This window comes from Lelliottia sp. WB101 (assembly GCF_003051885.1).
GTDB lineage: Bacteria > Pseudomonadota > Gammaproteobacteria > Enterobacterales > Enterobacteriaceae > Enterobacter > Enterobacter nimipressuralis.
Map to the genome: position 1 here is coordinate 13,138 of NZ_CP028521.1, position 17,569 is coordinate 30,706.

A 17,569-nucleotide genomic window follows, 5' to 3' on the forward strand; every position below is an offset into this window, starting at 1 on the left:
AAGGGGTTACTCAGTAATCGGGTTTGAAATCGGTGAGGACGTTGACCACCTGGCGGTCGAGATCATCGTGGGCCATAAAGCCCCAGGCCAGCGGCTGCCACTGGCGCGTTTTCGGGTCCACCAGGAAGGTGGCCGGGAAGAACTTCACGTTCATGGCTTCCGCCTGACCGTTGTCCACAAAGCTGCTGGTCAGCTGCTCGCTGAGTTTGCCGTCAACGGAGACGCCGGTGACGGAGATACCCCGCTCCTCGCAGTACGTTTTGATGACGCCCGCCATCAGGCTGTCCACGGCATTCCCGCCACGGTAGAAGAACATCACACCGTAGCGTTCGGCCACGTGGCTGACCGCCAGCGTCTCCTTCTCTTTCGTCATCGACTGCTGAGCGGCAGACGTACCGTTATAGTGGCTGCGCACCAGGTTGTAGTTCAGTTCAGGGAACTGCAGCAGCGCCTTCTTGCCGCTCTGCGTGAAGCCGGTCGCCTGATTTACCCAGTACTCTTTCATCACCGCGTAGCGACGGTAGTTCTCTGGTGACGGGTAGAGAATGGCGTTATCCAGCGCCTCCTGAGTCGCCTTCTGCAGCAGGGCTTTTTGCTCAGATGCGCTCAGGGGCACAGGCTGTGGTGCCGGAGCCTGCATCGCCGGAAGCGCGTCGTCATCGTCATCGATATCCGCCGGGTCCTTGTACCAGTGCCAGCCCTCTTCCAGCGCGTGACGGGGACTGATAGCCACATCCGGAGATGCCGCTACGCCCGTGGCAGTGGTGATACCGAGCGCGAGGGTCAGAAGCCGTAAACGCATCATTTACCCGCCTCCGCCATTTTGTCGGCAATCATCTGCTTCGCTTTTTCCAGCAGTTCGCTGTCTTCCGGAATGGTGGTGCCGTCCTCCAGGTCGCTGTAGAAGTTCGCAAAGTTCAGCGTGTCGAAATTAATGGACTGCAGCTCATCGATGGTGATGCCGCGACAGTTGGGGGAAGACGCGCTCCCGAAGCCAATACCAAGCTGCCCCTTACGGCCCTGGTCCTGCACAATCTGGGCAAGCTTACTGTCAAACTGACAGTAGCTCTCTTTCTTCTCAAGGCACACACCCAGCGCCTTGTGCGCACAGTACGTACCGATTTTAACCGTGAGCTTCTTCGACTTGGCCTGACCCAGCGCCTTCTCCTCCGAGCTGCAGCTGGCCAGCCCGACGTCGTTACCCCAGCCGGAGTCCTTGCAGCAGTTGCTGAACCCGGCCATCGCCTTGCGACAGCTCTGCGACGAGCCGGTGAACGCGCGTACGTCGGCTTCATTAAACTCCGCGATGTCTTCCCCTGCCGATGCAACTGCGGCCAGCGTGGACACCGCTTTGGCGAACATATTGTTGGTCCCGGTCTCGCCCTGCGCACAGCTGCCGTCGGTGCAGAAGAACTCGCCGCCACACATCATGCCGGTCCCGGAGACTTTGTTTTCACAGGAGAAGGTGGCCATCTCGGACAGGCAGACACCCGCCAGCGATTCAAGGCAGGTTGTACCGTTGACAGTGCAGGCGCTGTTGCTCATGTATTCACTGCAGGTGCCGTTATCGGCCTCCTGAGAGACATAGGTGTCCTGATACTGCCAGCAGGCGCTGTAGACGCTGTGCTCTTTACCGTTCACCACAACGGTTTTGTTGCCGCCCTCTTCGGTACAGACGCTGCCCTGCAGCACTTCTTCCTGCTTGTCAAACGGGCAGGATTCCGACCAGACCACTTCCGGCACCCACTCTTTGCCCGTCACGCGCATCTGCAGGACAATGGTCATGTTCGCTTTGGTCCCGCCTTTCAGCCAGTCAACGGTCTTTTTGGCATATTCACGACATCGTCCCTGATTTGCGGGCAGGCAGGCACCGGAGATTAATGAGCCAGACGGAGAGGCCCCGCCTTCCGTCAGGCTGGCCCCCACGGCGCCGGGTAACGTCATGGTGTGCGTCTTCCCCAGCAGAGTTTTAGCTATCCCCCAGAAATTAAAGTCATAAAGATTTGCCGAATCATTAACGTTGAAGGTATAGGTCGCACTCAGGACAGTGCCCGTTGCAGGCGCCTTAAATGTGAACGTCAGCCCCTTATTGCCATCATAAACAGGCGTGAAGTCGCTGTTCGGTACCGTATAGGTTTCTGTGACCAGCGTGTCTTTCCAGCTCCCCCCGATGGTTGCCGTGCGGGTACAGTACAGTCGCGCCGCAGGCGAACGATTACACTGGTGCGTGCTGATTTCTGTGAACGTCGCATTCTGCTCCTGGCAGTCATCGAATGACGGGTCAATAACGTTTTCCGCATTGTCCTGCATGTCTGTGCCAGCCGTAATAAACGGCGCGTCGAGCGAAGGCTTGTTATCCACTGGCGTGTTGAGGATGGACTCAGTGATGGCCTGCCCGACTTCTGACGTGTTCAGTTCATTCATACCCGGGCTGGTCAGGTCAATGCCCGGAGACGTCACCCCGCCGTAGTAGCCCGTTTCGGGTGGGCTGGCGGTATAGCCCGGAATGGTCTCTTCCGGCCTGAAGTTTTTAATCGCATCCGTGCCGGTGCCCTGCTGGCCTTTTCCGAACGACATACCTTCACTGAACGCATCCGCTGCGGCATAGCCTGCAAATACAAGAGTCATTCCCGCCATAACATTCATCCATGGTTTAGCCATGGGCAACCTCCCTGTTCAGCACGCTTTCCGCGAATCCCGCACAGTCACCGCTTTCAGCGACCTTTTTCAGCGCCTCGCGCAGGGTGATGTCGCCCTGTACGCGGTCAGTCGTTGTGCCACATTTCACAACAAGAGTCGGTACCGAGGTAATGCCGTAACGCCGAAACGAGACCGGGTCAATCTGCATGCCGCCCGTATTGGTCTCTTTGACCAGCTGCGCGATACGCGTACCCGTCTGGCGCATATCGCCGTTGACCATGCCCCGGAGCGATACCGTCACGCCCAGGCCTGCCGCATCTTTCACCCGATCGCGCAGGTCCTCTTCCGGCATCGAGAACGAGACAAACATCATGACAACAGGCGCGCTGTCGTCCGGCTTCGCCTGCTGCTGTCGCTTCATCGAGGCGATATAGTCCGCATCCTGTCCGGACAGCGCCGGTGGTCGGGCAAAATCAGGCGCACTGAGCACGAGGTGGCGCTCGCGGTCCATCTGCAGCATGTCGTTGAAAAAGGCTTTGTTATCGCCTCCGGCATCGGCAAATGCCGACACCGAACCGGCCAGCGCGATGGCCGGAAGCAGGGAAAGTAGCTTCATTAGAATGGTCCTTCAGAGGAAAACGCAGTTCCGTTTACGCCAGAACAGGTAGCCGAAGTTACGGCGATCGTTAGGTAGGTTACGTCCGGTCTCCCAGCGCATGACGCTGCGGCCAACCGGATGACACTGGCCCGCGTCAGGATATTTGTTCACCATCTGATAGCGCCAGCGCTCTTTCGGGATAATCGGGGACGGATATTCAAAGCAGACAGCCGTATCCACCCCGATGGAGTTCATAATCAGGCCCTCACGGTGCAGTTTGAACGCCATACGTTCGGCGACCAGCAGCGTGGACTGCAACGGGCTGTACTCGTTGGAGGTGTAACCTGTAAACGGATACATGCTGCCCTGAGAGCCGGCACACCAGAACAGAACATCCAGTGGTTTATGCACCAGACTGGCAGCAGCGTCTGCAGCGCAGGCGGCCTGTGCTATCGGATTATTGAACAGCACCGCTTCCGGGTTGATGATGACGCTGAGACTGCTGTCGTTCCACATCGGGTCAAGCTCGGACAGGTAGGCAATATCCAGATCCCCCCCCTGAAGACAACCAGCAGACGTAATAATGTTCAGCCAGTACGTCAGCGGGTATTTGTACCAGTGAACATGATAGAACGCCCCAGGTTCATCACCATCTTCCTGCGTACCCTTACCGGTTCCGACACTGCCCACGCCCAGGTTAAAACCACCCAGATTCACCATGCAGTAGGGCGAGCGGGTCACATCCGCGAGCGCCATCGGCTCCCAGTAGCCCATCGCCATCCCCACGCGATAGAACACGCCCATGGGGCATATCTGAATAGGGCTGGACGGATTCACGGTGTCAGGCTGTGCGCCGGATGCGACCGCCACACTGCCGATGGTCACAGGGAAAATGCACTCCCAGCAGATATCGGTGATCGGATTAACAAAATTACCCTCACATTCGAGAGCGTTCGCTGATACAGATGAAGACCAGAGCAGCCCCGACATTGCCAGACACAAAACAGAAAACAGCTTTTTCATCGCTGCTCCTCCAGAGCAAAGGTATCGACGCGTAACGAACGCTTGTCTTCACCCAGCGTGACGCGCGCAGGAACTGCATTAAGTTCAAAACGCCGCGACATTGTTCCTTTCTGATCAAAGAAAATGCGCTCACCCAGCGCTTTTGTGGCTTCCCGGATATCCCCGTTGACCAGAATGACGCGGTACACCACCGTGTCCGGCTTCTGGCGCTTTATCCAGGCCAGATGGTCGGGGTTATCACCGTCAATGAAATAGAGCGTCTGGTTAAACGGAACTGTGTCCAGCGGGTTCACCACGTCGCCCTTGTGCGCAAAGATGCGCCCCTGATGGTCAGCCAGATCTTCTGCGACCGTCATCGACGGATTGATATAGTGGGTGCGGTTTTCCCGTGCAATCGTCAGCCCCGCAACCGGATCGGGCCGCAGGGACTTTTCGATGACCTGCTTCTTATACGCCTCCTGCTGCGTATCCAGCTCGCCACTGTCTTTCATGGCCTGCAGACGGGTATTGATGGTGGTGAGCATGTCCTGTTCAGCGATGGGGTAAAGCTCCCCCCAGGTTCCGAGGTCCTCTGATAAAACCTGGAAACTGGCAATCAACGCGAGCAAAAACAAAGTGCCTCTGGCTGGCATTTGGACTCCTTTTCATCTTAATTTGCATTACATCGCCAGATATCACACCATTAGTGTGTAAAAATGAACACACTTCCGTTGTCACTCAGGAGGAATCATGCAACGTCAGCTATCAACAGCAAAGAAAAGAACAAACGTCACAATCAATGCAGGCCTGTTTGATGAAGCAAAAGAAAGCGGGATAAACCTTTCAGCATTACTTGAAGCAGCACTTCAGGAGAAACTGAAACAATCCCGAAGAGAACGCTATCTGAAGGAAAACCAGGCTGCTTTTGCCTCACACAATGCTTTTATCGAAAAAGCTGGACTGTTTTCTGACGACGAGGGTGTTATTTAATGGCTCAGTTCGATATTTATCGGAACAAAGGGAAAGGACGGGAGCACTATCCCTATTTTATGGTACTTCAGCACGATCTCTTCGATGAACTGAATACCCGGATCGTCGTCCCGCTGACCCCGAAAGCAAACCTGCTCCCGACTAGTGGGATACATCCAGGGGTGAATATTTCAGGGAAGAACTTCACTATTCTGACGGACCTGATGACCAGCATTGACAGCAAACGGCTGGATACTGAGCCAGTAGCAACAGCCAGCCATTTACACAGTGAAATTGTGAACGCACTGGATCTGCTTATTACCGGCATCTAATCCACCAGGTTCGCCATGCGCTGGCTGATGTCGCCCTGAATTTCAGCAGTGATATCCGGCATGCCTGATACAACCGCTGGTTTCACCAGAATCAGGGCGGAATGACGCGCCTGATAGTCTGTCAGGGCCTGATTCAGCGAGTAGGTAAATCGGCTGGTCAGCAGCTCCAGTTCCCCCTCTTTCAGCTCGCGTTCGGAGGCCTGTTCGGTAAACTGGTCAATGGTGGTCTTCATGTCGAAGGACACGATGGCCGGGGCGCGCCATGAGATCATGGCGGACGTCAGGGCAGCGTTCAGCGCGGTGACGGCCAGTATCACCAGTCCCAGATTACGCAGGCACTGGCGTTTCGCCTTCTGGCGACGCGTCAGCGGAGGTTTTACAGTACTGGCACCCTGATTTGTCTGTTCTGCGCTTAACGCGTTATTTTCCATCTCATTATCCTTTTGACTGATAACGTCACTCATGCCGCCATCTCCCAGTTTTCAAGTTCCTGCATCTCTTCAGGGAAGTTGCGCCAGGCGAGTTCGTACACGGCATCGTGAATGCCCACTCCCTCCGCCCGCCGCTGCTGGATGAACTCAAAATCCTTGCCCTGCGAGCTGAACATGGCCCGACTGAGCGGATCGACGAACAGGCGGTGGAAGCTGCAGGTGTCGTTGATGCGCAGCATGAAGGAACTGAACCACTGACGCTTGGCGTCACCAAACTTGCTGATGATGTCGCGCTCCATCTCGCTGAACTGGTTGGGACGCTTCTGGTTGTAAGCCTTGAACTCGGAGGCGTCCTGCTTGAGGATCACCTTGAACGAGGAGTTACCCCAGGCGGCCTTTGCCGCTGCAGAGGCTTCATCCGCGTCAAAGTCTTTGATGTTCTGACTGATGGTGATAAAGGCCCCCATATGGCGGCGCACGGTGCGATAGCCGGTCTCGATAAACTGGCCGACCTTGTCGTTTTTGAAGTTGAGCAGCTTCCAGCCCTCATCGATGGTGCAGCACTTCTTCATGCTGCGCGGCGTGCGGTACATCTTGTCTTCAATGTAAATGATGAGCGAGAACATCACGGCGATGAGCAGGTCTGGCTTGTCGTCCAGGTCGCCCAGCTCCAGCACCACAAAACGCGCATCATCGCTGAGTGACGGTTCATCACTGTTGAAGTACTCACCGTAAACACCGCCCTTGCAGTATTTGCCCAGCAGGGTAATGACCTCATCCAGGCGGCTGGCGATGGTGGCAGCGTTCTCGCTCATCGCTTTTTCACGTGCCCCACGCAACTGAACGACGACATCATCAATACGTGCCTTGTTTTGCTTCTCGTCATACGCGCGCTTCACCGCGCCCAGAAGCAGCTCCATATGGACTTCATCGAGGTTGCCGTTGGGGCTGGCCAGTACCGCCAGCTGGTCGCGGATACGTTCGGCGGAGGTGTTGATATCGCTGATGTTGGCAAACGGGTTGAACTTGAGGTTGGAGCCCTTGAGGTACACCCCGCCCACGTTCTCGCAGAAGGACTTGTAGCCGTCCCCCATATCAAATACCCAGCCAATCCCGCCGGACTCCAGCACGCTGCGCAGGATCGGCTGCACCAGGTTGGTCTTGCCCGCGCCGGAGGTGCCGCTCACCGCCATGTTGTAATTGGTGTTCCCCATCCCGTCACCGTAGATATCCAGGAACGCCAGCTGGTTGCGGTACGACGGCGTCAGCAGCCCGCCCGGACACAGGCGGTTATCTGCCACCACTGGCGCCAGATTCACGACCTGGCAACTTTCAGCGCGGCAGGTCGCCCCGCCCATCTTGATGTCATCCCACAGGTCTTCGGCATGGATAAACGGCAGCATGGCCATCCAGTTGCGGAACTGCATATAGTCCGGCGAAATCAGCTCGATGCCGTTCTTCTTGAAGGTATTAATCACCTGCTGCTCGCAAACCAGCGCCGCCTCGTCTTCGTCCGGGCAGAACGCCGTGACGTTGAAGTAGTAGCGCACCAGACAGGTTTCATTGCTGTTCAGGCGCTCACGGATCTCTTTCCACTCCTTCGCCTGTTTGGTCACGGCGGGGAACATCTTCGCGTAGGCGGAGTTAGCCTTCTTGTCCCTGTCCATGTACTTGCGGGTCGCTTCCCCCTGCGAGGCAGTCTGCTCTTCCGCCTCCATCACGAAGGTGATCACAAACGGACTGGAGATGCTCAGGTCCGGATGCAGCAGGTTAGCGAGGTTGTCGCCCCCCATCCACAGCAGGAAAATGTCCGGGTTATGCTCCATCATGAAGTTCATGGCGCGCGTCGAGGTCACATCTTTCGTCCCCGGCGTGCCCAGGTTAATCAGCACATGGTCCGGCCTCACCTGCAGATCCATCGACTGCTCAACGCAGCGCTGATGGAACTCATCGTACTCTCCCACCTTCACCGGCTTCGCATACAGCTGATCGTGACGATGGTTAATCATCGAACTGACCAGGTTAACCAGCCCCTGCGGATCGGCGGGCTGCGTGGAGATTTTTGCCGCATCAAGGGAGGCGCGCAGCACCTTCATGGTGTGGGTGATTTCGGTCATCACCGACGCACTGTTTTTCTTCGCCTTTACTGCGTAGGAGATATACAGGCGATAATCACGCAGGGTCAGCGGCAGGCGGGGCGGATTGTTGAACGACAGCTGCGCGGCGCGCTGATAGTAGGCGCGGGTGATGTGGTTAAACTTCTCCGCATGCTCCCCTTCCCAGCGAAACTGCGACAGGCCTTCGTCCATCTGCTCCCCAATGACCTTGGACGCCACCAGGTGAAACGCGATGGGGGTTTTGCGCGGCAGCTTGCTCTTCACCATGTCTTCCAGCACCTGCACAATCTGCTCGTTAGCCCCGATAAGCGGCGTCGCTTCCAGCAGAAAGCCGACCGTCTTGCGGTTCACGAACAGGCCGGACTCCTTGTCGTAGTCGCGGTAGGGCAGCACGCTGGTCAGCTGCGGGAAGTCCATGCTGGCCAGACTCTGCTGCATCTGCGCCGCCCCGTCTTTCTCTTTCGCAGCAGACGCCAGCTTGCCCAGAATGTTAAATATCTCTTTCATCACGGGCCTCAGTTAATTCGTGCAGGCATAACCCACGCCGGACCGCTGGTCACAAACGAGATTCGACCGGGCTGATGAAAGGCATCGCTGCTGTCAATCCAGGGAGCCACCCAGACCGTGGCAATCTGTTCACCCGCCCGCTGCGCGCGAACCGTGCCGGCAGACGCTGTCTGGTTATCGTGGGGTAACGCGGAATACACCTGAGCAGACGACGTCGATCTGATGGCCGGAGGCGTAGTCGTGGGTACCGACTGCGCGGGCACATTATGCGAGGACACGACCGGCACGGTACGCGGCAGTTCAGCCGGGGAACGCACTGCGCCCGCAGCCGGCTTTCCCGGCGCGTCGCTGCCGGTTTTATCCCGTGCCAGCTGGTTGGCCTGGCTCATCGTCATACAGCGGTCGGACGTGGTGGCATCGCAGTCAAAGTCGCTTTTGACACCCGCGCAGCCGGTTAACATAAGGACACCTGCTACGGCAGGCAGAATGAGCATTTTCATTGATTTAGTTCCTTCAGAAAGTCAGGCCGGAAAGGCCGTGGGCACACTCTTTTTCTCAAGCAGTTGCTGGATGAGCATCATTTCCTGAGTAGCGCAGTGCGCCAGGGCCTCTTCGGGGTATGGATGGGCCAGAATGGCCGGGTCACGATAAATTTCCATGTAGCCACCGACAGGAATATCCACTGACTCAATCAGCGCCTGCATCCAGTCCATCCGGTTTGCCGGTCGGGTCGAGTAGCGCAGAACCAGCCCGACCGCTGCGAGCGTAGAGCCCAGACAGACCAGCAGGGGAGCGCTGACGGCGATGCAGGTAAGCCCGGCAAATGTCCCGCACTGCAGAGCCAGCCGCTGGCGGGGCAACGGCATGTTCCGGTGATTGGAGTGATACAACACCTCAGCACGTACACGCTCAAGCTCACGACGAAATGCCATCAGTTCACCATGGCCATACGACTCGATATGACGCACCAGAGACGCTTTCATTGACCGGCTCCACCGCTGAATCCGGCAAAACGTCTTGTCAGGCTGAATCCCTGGCACTTAAGCCCCTTCTCACGCGCAGACTGGCAGTCCACGCAGGTGATGACGCCCGGTAGTGCCTGACGACGCTCCTCCGGGATAGTGTTGCCGCACCCGCATTCCCGGGCGCTTTCTTGCTGACTCTGCGTCGCTGATGACAGCAGTGCCTGCTCCTGAAGGTCGTTTAGAAGCGCCATGCGCTCCTGCATGTTGTCCAGTACATCCGACATACTCTCTTCCTTCTGATACGTCCGGACACGCTACCGCCCATCCCTTTCACGTCTTTCAGGGCACCGACAGCTCCGGATTGTGATGGCTGCACTCGCAGCCTGAGTTAAGGGTTACTCCACCGCGTCGCCCGGTACGGGCGCGACAGCATCCCCCAGCTGGAAATCACCGAGGTTTTTAAGCATTTCACTGGTCGAGGACTGCAGGGTGGGCTGACGCGGGGCCACAGGCTGTGGAGGCTGCTGTGCAGAAGTGCGCTTTGCCTTCTTCGCCGTCAGCTCCTGCACGCTTTCCAGCTGGAAGCCGTCCTGGAACACAAGCGTCACTTCATTCCCGGCGCCAATCGGGATCACAGGGTGATACTGCTCGGCACGTTTGATGTAGTAATCAGAGAGGGTTTTGGCAGCGGAGCCGGTTCCTCCGCCGACGCCCGAACCGATGATGTCAGCCGCACTCGGGCTGGCCGTCGCCCCGACTCCCACGGACGTGGAGGAGGCACTTTCGATCCCCTTCCCGATACCGTCGATAAAGCCCGAAGTACCGGCATACAGCAGGATCTGGCCGTTGCGCATGACGACCTCACCCTTGATACCGTTCTTGCCCATAAAGCCGACGTGACCGGCAATCTTCTGGTCGATGGTGTCTTCGCCTATCTCGCAGCTGATCGAACGGGTACGCACCTCTGCGCGCTCGCTGGAGACATCGCCGTAGGCTTCGAGCGTGACAAAGCACCCTCTGAGGTCATACTCCCTGTCGTTTGGCATCTGCACCTTGCCGGTCAGACGGATTTGCATCGGGACGGTGTTTTTATTGCCGGTGACGGATGCATTGGCATCCGCCCCTTCAATAACGATGGCTTCAGCAAAGCTGCCCGAGTGAATCCATGGGAACTTCGGTTTAGTGACCAAATCTGCAGGGTTATCAAAGGCAGTAATGTCCAGCGCGCCCTCGCGTACCACAGGCGCATAGACCGGAGGTGCAGGCTGTGTGCCGCCGCCGGCAGGCCAGAAGGACGTCGGCGGGGGTACGGTACCGCTTCCGCCTGACTGACTGCCAGCAGGCGTTCCTCCCGGAAACGGTTCGCCGTTGATGCCTGTCACGGATGTTTTGCCGTACTCTTCAAGCTGGGTCTGAAGCAGCTTATTGTCCCCCTCCAGCTCCCCGATACGCGCCTGGCTACTTTTGAGGTCTTTCGACAGGGTCTGCATCTCAGCGCGGAGGCCTTTCAGCTCTTTCTGGGTCTGTTTATTGAGGTTCTGCGCTTCAGTGATGGCGGACTTCTGCACTTTCCCGTCAAAGGTATGGTTCACCACGCCGGTCATGTCCGGCGCGGGCTCGCGCGGTGCTGCGACCGCCTTCGTTTTTTTTGCGTTCATAGTGGACAGGTACCATGCGCCCGCGCCGCTTGCTCCCATCCCCAGCGCAATGGCCACCAGGAGCGCCACCTGCTTCTTACGTACCGCTTTATTCACGTTGGCCATCAGGGTTGCCCCTCCGCATCACGGATGATAAAGACCCGCAGCGTGGCACCCGCCATCAGCGTGCTGGCCTGGCTGTCAAACATCACCGAGCGCACACCGCGTTTCCAGAAGTCCTGTTCACGCAGGGCGACGCCGTAGCTGTGAGGGTTGGTGATACGTACGCGGTCAATGCGCAGGGCATGACCCGTCCACGCCTGCTCGGCGGAGGCCTGGAGGCGGGACGGAACGGTAATACCGGCAACATCGGGTTTAACCGGTGTGTAGCCGTCAGGCAGGGCTGACTTCATGGCCTGGTTGTTCAGCGACAGCAGCAGTGATTCGTACGGCTGTGCAGTTTCCCAGGCTTTTGCCTCGGGCGTGCTGACCGGCATATCACCCAGCAGGCGGTAGACCTTCCCCTGCCCTTTTACCGGCGTGGCTGCCACAGGGAAGGTCTGCCCCTTGCGGGTTTCCACGTAAAACGTGAAGGGCTTGTCCGTGACAGCCGTGAAGACCACCGCACCGGATGAGGTCAGATGCTTCTCCGTCAGCGTGCCTGCTGGTCCGGAAATAGCCGATACCACATCGCCCGGGATGTGGATCATGTTGGGGTTGGTGGAGCTGACGGACAGCGTGAACTGCCCTTTCTGCGGAAGAGTCAGCGTGCCTGCCGGTAGCGCACTGGCACTGGCCTGTGCAGGCAGCGCCACGCTCAGTGCGGCGGCGACAAATACCGCCATCAGGTTACTTTTCATTATTGACCTCCACGAATCGGGCAATGCGGGTCAGCCCGTTGTGGTATTCCAGGTCAAGACGGAACGCCTTAATTTCCGTTTCAGGCCGCGCGGTCCCGATCCAGGTTTTCAGTACGCCGCGAATGTCAACGCGACCGTCTGCCGGATAGACCGTGATATCGGTCTGGTAGAACGCGGAGTTAACGCTGTTGTCCTTAATTCGCTTTGACTCATCGTCCAGCACGCTGGTGAAGTCCTGAAGGGTTTCCGTTTTGACGTAGGAGAGAAGGAACGCGTGGTTCATGTCCACAGTTTCCGGGGACACGTTAAGGCGCAGGGCCAGAAATGACAGGGTCATCATGCGCAGGTAGTCCGCATCAGCCTGATTTTCTGAAACTGAAAACGGGGCGTTGTACTGCATGGGGGTCACAATCACCGGACGCTTGTGAACAAGGTCGATATTCGTGAATGCAAGGCGCGCCACGGACACAGCCAGAATAAAGATGAGAAGAATAAGACCGCCGATAATGAGGGACACCAGTCGGGTGGTGTTATTACGGGCCGTAATGTGCATAGAAGTCCCTGCCGCTATTTAATCCATTTCCGGTAACTCGAATCAGGAATAAGTTTGTAAACGACGCGCAGCAGTTCGATGGGTAAATACCAGTAGCACCAGTTATATAACCACTTGCTGCTCTTTCCGCGCTTCGCTGTTCGAATTAACTGCCACAACACGACGGCAACAACCATGCCGAACATGTAGCTCTTGTTGAGCATTAAAATCCCGCCGAAAACTGCGGCGGGAATAAATTCATCAAGAGGCAGACCCAGAATACGGGTCTGCTCTGACAGAGTTTTCGGGAAACGGTATTTATCGAAATGGTTTCCCTCCATCATTTAACTCACGAAGGAGAAACCGACGGTGGTGAAAATAATCACAACCGCAAGCCCTAACAGAACCATCAGGTTCTTGGTTTTAATGTACATCCCGATGCTGACAATAATTTCAGCGATGATGACGCACATCATAACCAGTGAATCCTGGCCGAAGGTCGAAACTACATCGTCTTTACCTGTTGCCAGTAAATCGGTGCCTGCGGCATTAGCAATAGATGGCGCAGCTGCCATAATTGCCAGTAATGCAAGAGACGCTTTATGACGACGATACGTTTCTTTCAGATAACCCCATGCCTTATTTGAAGACGCAGAAATCCCTTTGGTCATTGAAGCCAATTTCATGATAATTCCTCTTTGACAGATTTTAAATTTTCAAAAGCGGCAGACAATAAAGTAAGTCATACCGACACAGGATCATCTGCAGGATGATCCTGTAGCAGCTAACTTATAACACTTAGATTAAAAATCCTGAGGTAATACATCAACTATAGATAAATGATGATCAATCCTAGCTGATGCTTCGCGTTCTTTACTGCGCTTAGCTTTAGATGCGCTAACTTTTAATCTTTCAAGCGTTTCATGATCCACATATACCCGGAGAACCATCCCTCTTTTTTTATTCTCACAAACAGTAAGCCTACGCATTCGATCATTCCTTTTGTTTGAGGCTTATAGGCTACTAAGGCCATTCTGAGCATTCAAGACTTTGAAGAAAAATTATTACCAATTGTTTTTAAAAGAATTTACTTGAAAAAAACGAAAATACGGCAACCCTAGATTGATGTAAATCAATGAAAATGTAACAGTAATTGAACAAAAAAAGAGCGCCGTAGCGCTCTTTTATAGTTTGGCCAAATAAGATATTAGAGTGGGAAGTACTTCAATCTACGGTTTAAGTAGACAACTCTGACGTGCTCAACAGACTCACACTCAAAGACATCACTGCACTCTTTTAACATCCTTGCTACTGCTTGTCTGCTGATGCCTTTACGCACAGCAATGTCTTTTTTTGTATATCCTGATGAATAATCCTCCATAATCTCGAAGTGTACTGGAGGAATCTCAGGAAAAAGCTTGCTTGTATTACCACTGTATGTAGGATCGACGTTAGCCATCGTAACCTCTCTTCTAAATGGGTTTAGGTTATTGGTGGTCAGCGGTAGTCTGGGTTGCCGCCCTTTCTACCGCGACTTTTTAGATATCATATTTCATAATTTAATAATCCCTTTAAGTTAACTCTCCTTTCAGTTTGACTTATGCTGACTTCATTATACTTAACAAGACATTAATTACTATATTTTAAAACGCAATTTCACCTGCTTTTACAATATCAATCAACCAAAATTTGACGGTAATCAACCCATCCATTTTCGAACATTAAAAACATCAACAACAACTAAACGAACCATTCAAAACCTGCATTCTTAATTCCTAAAACTTTATGCATCAGAAAATTTTTCGTTAAAACATTTATTGTCGTTTCATTAATGAATATCAGAATAAAATAACACAGACTCATTCAGATTCGTCTTCAATCTGCGGGTAAAAGCGCTCCAGTTCTGTTGCAGCATGATCGCGAATACGTAGTTTCATGTGCGCCAGTTCTTCCTGCGATAAATTACCTTTCACTGCAAGCTTAAGCAGCTCATTAGATATGCTGTTGGTTTTAACCATGTATTCCAGCATGGTGCGGTTAAACTCCGCCTGATTAAACCCTCCCTGACCCCTCTCAAGCTGAATGCAGTAAACACGAATACCCAGTTCAATAAGCATCGATGCCGTACTGGAAATACTGGCATCCTGCATGGACGCTCCTCCCTGCCGCTTCTCCTCAACAATATCGTTAATCTTATCAAGCGCAGCATTATTGACGTAAACCTGAATCTTAGGCATCTGAAACTCCTTTATTGACGTTTATTAAGTGATTTCTGGAAATATCTCAAAAAATAAAACTGTGAGAGTAGACATAGATTCCTGGTTTCTGATGATGGAGTCGTGATGCAGGTCAAAGGGATTCCATTTTTTTCAATTTTCGGATTCGACTCCCGACCCCACTCCATTTAAGTAACTGACTGAAAACAAAGAGTCACTCACGACTACAGGGCGACCATTTCCGGAGTCAATGACGAATGGGCGTGGATTCCCTCTGAATAAAAAACGGCAAAAACAGAGTGCTCAAAACGTGTATAAGTGAATGAAGTTAAAGGCACATCATGCAAGGCGAAGGCTTGCGACGGGTGTGGGGTTTTCCGGGCTAAAGAGCAGGCTTGAGGTAATTGCGGTCCTCTGTCGGCTAGGGGTATTCCGGGTAGATCTGTTTTTGAGTAACATGGCTGAAATGCGAATTTTCGGGTAAAAGAGGGAATATCAGGGATGAACATCAGGTCGGTTTTACTGCTGGTATCAGTGCTCCCGTTCGGGGTTATGGCTGACTGTTATGAACTGGCGGGACGGGATTATAAAATAGAACCTGACCTGCTGCGTGCAGTTTCATTTCGTGAATCTTCATGGCGTGATAATGCGCTGAACTATGTCTCGCCGGACAGTTACGCAATAGGCAGAATGCAGATCCATTCTCAGAACTTTAATCACCTGTCGCAGTTCGGGATTACACCGGAGCACTTAAAGAATGATGTATGCATGAATATCTACACCGGTGCGTACTACCTCGCTATTGCATTCAAACGCTGGGGTTACTCATGGCGGGCCGTGGGGGCGTACAATGCCGGATTCAAAAACGACACGGAGCAGGAAGAGAAGCGGATGAAATATGCCGGGGAAGTCAGGGAGATTTATGAGGGGATAAAAGTTAAACGAGAGGAAGAAAAATAGCCTGGCTGACATTTCAGTCCAGGCTGTCGCGTCAGTTGGAATCATCAGTCGAAGGTATCTTCTCCCGCTACCGGATTTGCATCACAGTCAAAATGAATATAGTTCGCTTTATGTTTACGCTGCATGTGAAACACAAACTTTCTGAGTGACTTTGACAGACCAGCACGCTTCATTTTCAATAAAGGATATGACACGCCACCGATATCAAGGATGTTACCGTAAGTCGTATCAAATACCCACGGATAACTTTCACCCCAGGAGGTGATATCCTTCAGCGTGAAAGTGTCCTGTTTTCCATATGGTCGGTAGCGCAAAAAATCAGTTTCATCAGCATTGTTGTTGTCCTTCCTGAACAGAAATTAACGCCACCGAAGCGGCGTCTCAGAATTTAATTAATGGCGCGATAAATTAAATGCGCCTCGGGGTGTTTGATGATGCTGATATAATCCTTTAGTGCATCCTGACGTTCGACAAGGAGCTGACAGGTGCGCGCATACTTCTCACCCATTTCAGACGCTTTCCATGAAACTACATTCAGGATCATCAGCGTTGCAATTATTCCTGCTGCATCAGCGCTGACGTCTGCTTCGAAATAATTACCCGGCACGCACATTTTGTATGTACCGTCAAACTCAGGGGCCATATATCCGGTCGTTTTCAATCTGGCATGGGTATGAGGTGCAATTTTACCCTGTGCACCTTCCGTTATAACATAATAATTCCAGTACCCGCCATCATAATCTGAGTGCTGACTCAGCCAGTTCATCACCATGCTTTCCCCGAGTGGGGTAAAAAACAGTTCAGTGATATAACGCATTCGGTTTTCATCCGGAACAATAAGGCGAAATTCCGGCGTATTAATCCGTGATTCACCGGACAGCACACAGGCAAATTCACCGGTTTCAGTTTGTACAGCCAGAGGCCAGCCTTTTACCATCCAGACCGTTACCGATGAATTATCAGTATCGCAGGACAGACTAAAAGCTTCCGCATCTTCAGGAAGTCTGAAATATTCTGGTTGAGCCTGATTTTCAGCGCAGGCGAGGATGTAGCAGACCAGATCATGAAATTGCTCAGACGTTATGATTTTCTTTTTTTCATCCCATCTTTTGGCAGATTCAGTAGCGGCGGTTTTATTGTTCTGCGTGTGCATTCTGTATTTCTCCCTCTCTGGTTAATATCCATCTTTCGACGAGTTCGTTGCGACAGGGACAAAGGCGCAACGGCAGACTGGCGAAATACAAGGGCGACGACGGAAAGTTTTTGCCTGCAAAAAGTTTATGGCGGCGTGCATTTCCCCCTTCGTATTTAGCCTGGCCGGTGCGACAAAACGTCCCTTCGCGGAGAACCGTCAGAAGCAAGTATTCCCGGAGCTGATGAGTATGGACACGTCCGGAACGCAAAGCGCCGGGAGGCGAATTGCGGTTCCGGCCCGAAGAGCTGCGGCAGGTTTATCGCCGTAGCGGTGAACGCGGCGGCGTCAGCCGGCTGCAGGTGTTGACCCTAGCCATCAGACCGTAGCGTTAGCCCGAAACCGCTTGCGGGTTCGGCGGAGCCTGTCAGGTGCGCAGCAGCTGGCTGGCGCAGTCGGGCTGACGACCCGGCCGTAACGGACGGGGAGCCGAAGGTGGCCATGGTTCTGGCCCTTCAGGTCTTTCCCGCCAGAACACACCGCAGAAGCAGGAGCACCGTAAAGAACAGGAGTAAAAACACCAGACAGAGGATAACCAGCACGCAGCAGTGACAGAGAAGAACAGACAGGAAACACAGAACGACAGAGGGCGGCGCGTCAGCGCGGCCCTG

Annotated in this window: 23 protein-coding genes; 3 read left to right on the top strand and 20 right to left on the bottom strand. The window is 53.9% G+C overall.

Features of this window, described 5'->3' with window-relative positions; all coding sequences use genetic code 11:
* Positions 1–10: 10 nt before the first annotated feature.
* The 5 genes from traF to traW are packed head-to-tail and all read right to left on the bottom strand — an operon-like array spanning position 11 to position 4,893.
* On the bottom strand, positions 11–805 hold the full coding sequence (gene traF, locus DAI21_RS22310; RefSeq protein WP_234419537.1) for a type-F conjugative transfer system pilin assembly protein TraF: 795 nt from the start codon (positions 803–805) through the stop codon (positions 11–13).
* Positions 802–2,661 carry a type-F conjugative transfer system mating-pair stabilization protein TraN gene (gene traN / locus DAI21_RS22315; protein WP_234419538.1) on the bottom strand — a complete coding sequence of 620 codons (1,860 nt, stop codon included), beginning with the start codon at positions 2,659–2,661 and terminating at the stop codon, positions 802–804. The genes traF and traN overlap by 4 nt, the downstream gene beginning before the upstream one ends.
* A complete protein-coding gene (gene trbC, locus DAI21_RS22320; protein WP_107704316.1) occupies positions 2,654–3,256 on the bottom strand; it encodes a type-F conjugative transfer system pilin assembly protein TrbC in 603 nt (200 codons plus the stop codon). The genes traN and trbC overlap by 8 nt, the downstream gene beginning before the upstream one ends.
* A 12-nt stretch (positions 3,257–3,268) precedes the next feature.
* Entirely contained in the window at positions 3,269–4,228 is a 960-nt protein-coding gene (gene traU, locus DAI21_RS22325; RefSeq protein ID WP_234419547.1) for a conjugal transfer pilus assembly protein TraU, read from the bottom strand.
* Between the two features lie 29 nt (positions 4,229–4,257).
* Positions 4,258–4,893, bottom strand: coding sequence for a type-F conjugative transfer system protein TraW (gene traW, locus DAI21_RS22330; protein WP_107704318.1), 636 nt, complete (start codon positions 4,891–4,893; stop codon positions 4,258–4,260).
* A gap of 97 nt (positions 4,894–4,990) precedes the next feature.
* Between traW and DAI21_RS22335 the strand changes: the two genes are divergently transcribed.
* Both DAI21_RS22335 and DAI21_RS22340 read left to right on the top strand, forming a co-directional pair.
* Complete coding sequence (locus DAI21_RS22335; RefSeq protein WP_107704319.1) at positions 4,991–5,230, top strand: type II toxin-antitoxin system CcdA family antitoxin; 240 nt, start codon at positions 4,991–4,993, stop codon at positions 5,228–5,230.
* A complete protein-coding gene (locus DAI21_RS22340; RefSeq protein WP_107704320.1) occupies positions 5,230–5,541 on the top strand; it encodes a CcdB family protein in 312 nt (103 codons plus the stop codon). Before DAI21_RS22335 ends, DAI21_RS22340 begins: the two co-directional genes overlap by 1 nt.
* Here DAI21_RS22340 and trbI read toward each other — a convergent pair.
* The 13 genes from trbI to traM all read right to left on the bottom strand — a co-directional run bounded on the left by trbI (position 5,538) and on the right by traM (position 14,827).
* Positions 5,538–5,972 carry a type-F conjugative transfer system protein TrbI gene (gene trbI / locus DAI21_RS22345; RefSeq protein ID WP_107704403.1) on the bottom strand — a complete coding sequence of 145 codons (435 nt, stop codon included), beginning with the start codon at positions 5,970–5,972 and terminating at the stop codon, positions 5,538–5,540. The genes DAI21_RS22340 and trbI overlap by 4 nt on opposite strands.
* A 29-nt stretch (positions 5,973–6,001) precedes the next feature.
* Positions 6,002–8,596: a type IV secretion system protein TraC gene (traC, locus tag DAI21_RS22350; protein WP_107704321.1), complete on the bottom strand. Its 2,595-nt coding sequence runs from the start codon at positions 8,594–8,596 to the stop codon at positions 6,002–6,004.
* Positions 8,597–8,604: 8 nt separating this feature from the next.
* Positions 8,605–9,096 (bottom strand): type IV conjugative transfer system lipoprotein TraV, encoded by a 492-nt coding sequence (gene traV / locus DAI21_RS22355; RefSeq protein WP_107704322.1) that lies wholly within the window; start codon positions 9,094–9,096, stop codon positions 8,605–8,607.
* Between the two features lie 21 nt (positions 9,097–9,117).
* Positions 9,118–9,579, bottom strand: coding sequence for a hypothetical protein (locus DAI21_RS22360; RefSeq protein WP_107704323.1), 462 nt, complete (start codon positions 9,577–9,579; stop codon positions 9,118–9,120).
* Positions 9,576–9,845, bottom strand: coding sequence for a TraR/DksA C4-type zinc finger protein (locus DAI21_RS22365; RefSeq protein WP_107704324.1), 270 nt, complete (start codon positions 9,843–9,845; stop codon positions 9,576–9,578). The genes DAI21_RS22360 and DAI21_RS22365 overlap by 4 nt, the downstream gene beginning before the upstream one ends.
* A gap of 111 nt (positions 9,846–9,956) precedes the next feature.
* Complete coding sequence (gene traB, locus DAI21_RS22370; protein ID WP_107704325.1) at positions 9,957–11,324, bottom strand: F-type conjugal transfer pilus assembly protein TraB; 1,368 nt, start codon at positions 11,322–11,324, stop codon at positions 9,957–9,959.
* A complete protein-coding gene (gene traK, locus DAI21_RS22375) occupies positions 11,324–12,058 on the bottom strand; it encodes a type-F conjugative transfer system secretin TraK (RefSeq protein WP_107704326.1) in 735 nt (244 codons plus the stop codon). The genes traB and traK overlap by 1 nt, the downstream gene beginning before the upstream one ends.
* Entirely contained in the window at positions 12,048–12,611 is a 564-nt protein-coding gene (traE, locus tag DAI21_RS22380) for a type IV conjugative transfer system protein TraE (RefSeq protein ID WP_107704327.1), read from the bottom strand. The genes traK and traE overlap by 11 nt, the downstream gene beginning before the upstream one ends.
* A 14-nt stretch (positions 12,612–12,625) precedes the next feature.
* On the bottom strand, positions 12,626–12,931 hold the full coding sequence (gene traL, locus DAI21_RS22385; RefSeq protein ID WP_107704404.1) for a type IV conjugative transfer system protein TraL: 306 nt from the start codon (positions 12,929–12,931) through the stop codon (positions 12,626–12,628).
* A gap of 3 nt (positions 12,932–12,934) precedes the next feature.
* Positions 12,935–13,276 (bottom strand): type IV conjugative transfer system pilin TraA, encoded by a 342-nt coding sequence (gene traA, locus DAI21_RS22390; protein ID WP_107704328.1) that lies wholly within the window; start codon positions 13,274–13,276, stop codon positions 12,935–12,937.
* Between the two features lie 117 nt (positions 13,277–13,393).
* The gene (locus DAI21_RS22395; protein WP_107704329.1) at positions 13,394–13,579 is read right to left on the bottom strand and encodes a TraY domain-containing protein; all 186 of its coding nucleotides are present in this window, start codon (positions 13,577–13,579) and stop codon (positions 13,394–13,396) included.
* A gap of 218 nt (positions 13,580–13,797) precedes the next feature.
* On the bottom strand, positions 13,798–14,049 hold the full coding sequence (locus DAI21_RS22400; RefSeq protein ID WP_107704330.1) for a hypothetical protein: 252 nt from the start codon (positions 14,047–14,049) through the stop codon (positions 13,798–13,800).
* Between the two features lie 400 nt (positions 14,050–14,449).
* Positions 14,450–14,827, bottom strand: a complete 378-nt coding sequence (gene traM / locus DAI21_RS22405) for a conjugal transfer relaxosome DNA-binding protein TraM (protein WP_107704331.1) — start codon at positions 14,825–14,827, stop codon at positions 14,450–14,452.
* Between the two features lie 486 nt (positions 14,828–15,313).
* Between traM and DAI21_RS22410 the strand changes: the two genes are divergently transcribed.
* Complete coding sequence (locus DAI21_RS22410; RefSeq protein ID WP_107704405.1) at positions 15,314–15,766, top strand: transglycosylase SLT domain-containing protein; 453 nt, start codon at positions 15,314–15,316, stop codon at positions 15,764–15,766.
* Between the two features lie 44 nt (positions 15,767–15,810).
* Here the strand turns inward: DAI21_RS22410 and DAI21_RS23570 are convergent, their stop codons facing one another.
* A complete protein-coding gene (locus tag DAI21_RS23570) occupies positions 15,811–16,080 on the bottom strand; it encodes a DUF5983 family protein (protein WP_107704332.1) in 270 nt (89 codons plus the stop codon).
* 74 nt (positions 16,081–16,154) lie between these two features.
* A complete protein-coding gene (locus DAI21_RS22420) occupies positions 16,155–16,919 on the bottom strand; it encodes an antirestriction protein (RefSeq protein WP_234419539.1) in 765 nt (254 codons plus the stop codon).
* Positions 16,920–17,569: the final 650 nt, after the last annotated feature.

What these genes read in the sequence shown, in the direction of transcription:
- traF (WP_234419537.1), bottom strand. Translation starts at nt 805, where the DNA reads ATGATGCGTTTACGGCTTCTGACCCTCGCGCTCGGTATCACCACTGCC.
- traN (WP_234419538.1), bottom strand. Translation starts at nt 2,661, where the DNA reads ATGGCTAAACCATGGATGAATGTTATGGCGGGAATGACTCTTGTATTT.
- trbC (WP_107704316.1), bottom strand. Translation starts at nt 3,256, where the DNA reads ATGAAGCTACTTTCCCTGCTTCCGGCCATCGCGCTGGCCGGTTCGGTG.
- traU (WP_234419547.1), bottom strand. Translation starts at nt 4,228, where the DNA reads ATGTCGGGGCTGCTCTGGTCTTCATCTGTATCAGCGAACGCTCTCGAA.
- traW (WP_107704318.1), bottom strand. Translation starts at nt 4,893, where the DNA reads ATGCCAGCCAGAGGCACTTTGTTTTTGCTCGCGTTGATTGCCAGTTTC.
- DAI21_RS22335 (WP_107704319.1), top strand. Translation starts at nt 4,991, where the DNA reads ATGCAACGTCAGCTATCAACAGCAAAGAAAAGAACAAACGTCACAATC.
- DAI21_RS22340 (WP_107704320.1), top strand. Translation starts at nt 5,230, where the DNA reads ATGGCTCAGTTCGATATTTATCGGAACAAAGGGAAAGGACGGGAGCAC.
- trbI (WP_107704403.1), bottom strand. Translation starts at nt 5,972, where the DNA reads ATGGAAAATAACGCGTTAAGCGCAGAACAGACAAATCAGGGTGCCAGT.
- traC (WP_107704321.1), bottom strand. Translation starts at nt 8,596, where the DNA reads ATGAAAGAGATATTTAACATTCTGGGCAAGCTGGCGTCTGCTGCGAAA.
- traV (WP_107704322.1), bottom strand. Translation starts at nt 9,096, where the DNA reads ATGAAAATGCTCATTCTGCCTGCCGTAGCAGGTGTCCTTATGTTAACC.
- DAI21_RS22360 (WP_107704323.1), bottom strand. Translation starts at nt 9,579, where the DNA reads ATGAAAGCGTCTCTGGTGCGTCATATCGAGTCGTATGGCCATGGTGAA.
- DAI21_RS22365 (WP_107704324.1), bottom strand. Translation starts at nt 9,845, where the DNA reads ATGTCGGATGTACTGGACAACATGCAGGAGCGCATGGCGCTTCTAAAC.
- traB (WP_107704325.1), bottom strand. Translation starts at nt 11,324, where the DNA reads ATGGCCAACGTGAATAAAGCGGTACGTAAGAAGCAGGTGGCGCTCCTG.
- traK (WP_107704326.1), bottom strand. Translation starts at nt 12,058, where the DNA reads ATGAAAAGTAACCTGATGGCGGTATTTGTCGCCGCCGCACTGAGCGTG.
- traE (WP_107704327.1), bottom strand. Translation starts at nt 12,611, where the DNA reads ATGCACATTACGGCCCGTAATAACACCACCCGACTGGTGTCCCTCATT.
- traL (WP_107704404.1), bottom strand. Translation starts at nt 12,931, where the DNA reads ATGGAGGGAAACCATTTCGATAAATACCGTTTCCCGAAAACTCTGTCA.
- traA (WP_107704328.1), bottom strand. Translation starts at nt 13,276, where the DNA reads ATGAAATTGGCTTCAATGACCAAAGGGATTTCTGCGTCTTCAAATAAG.
- DAI21_RS22395 (WP_107704329.1), bottom strand. Translation starts at nt 13,579, where the DNA reads ATGCGTAGGCTTACTGTTTGTGAGAATAAAAAAAGAGGGATGGTTCTC.
- DAI21_RS22400 (WP_107704330.1), bottom strand. Translation starts at nt 14,049, where the DNA reads ATGGCTAACGTCGATCCTACATACAGTGGTAATACAAGCAAGCTTTTT.
- traM (WP_107704331.1), bottom strand. Translation starts at nt 14,827, where the DNA reads ATGCCTAAGATTCAGGTTTACGTCAATAATGCTGCGCTTGATAAGATT.
- DAI21_RS22420 (WP_234419539.1), bottom strand. Translation starts at nt 16,919, where the DNA reads ATGCACACGCAGAACAATAAAACCGCCGCTACTGAATCTGCCAAAAGA.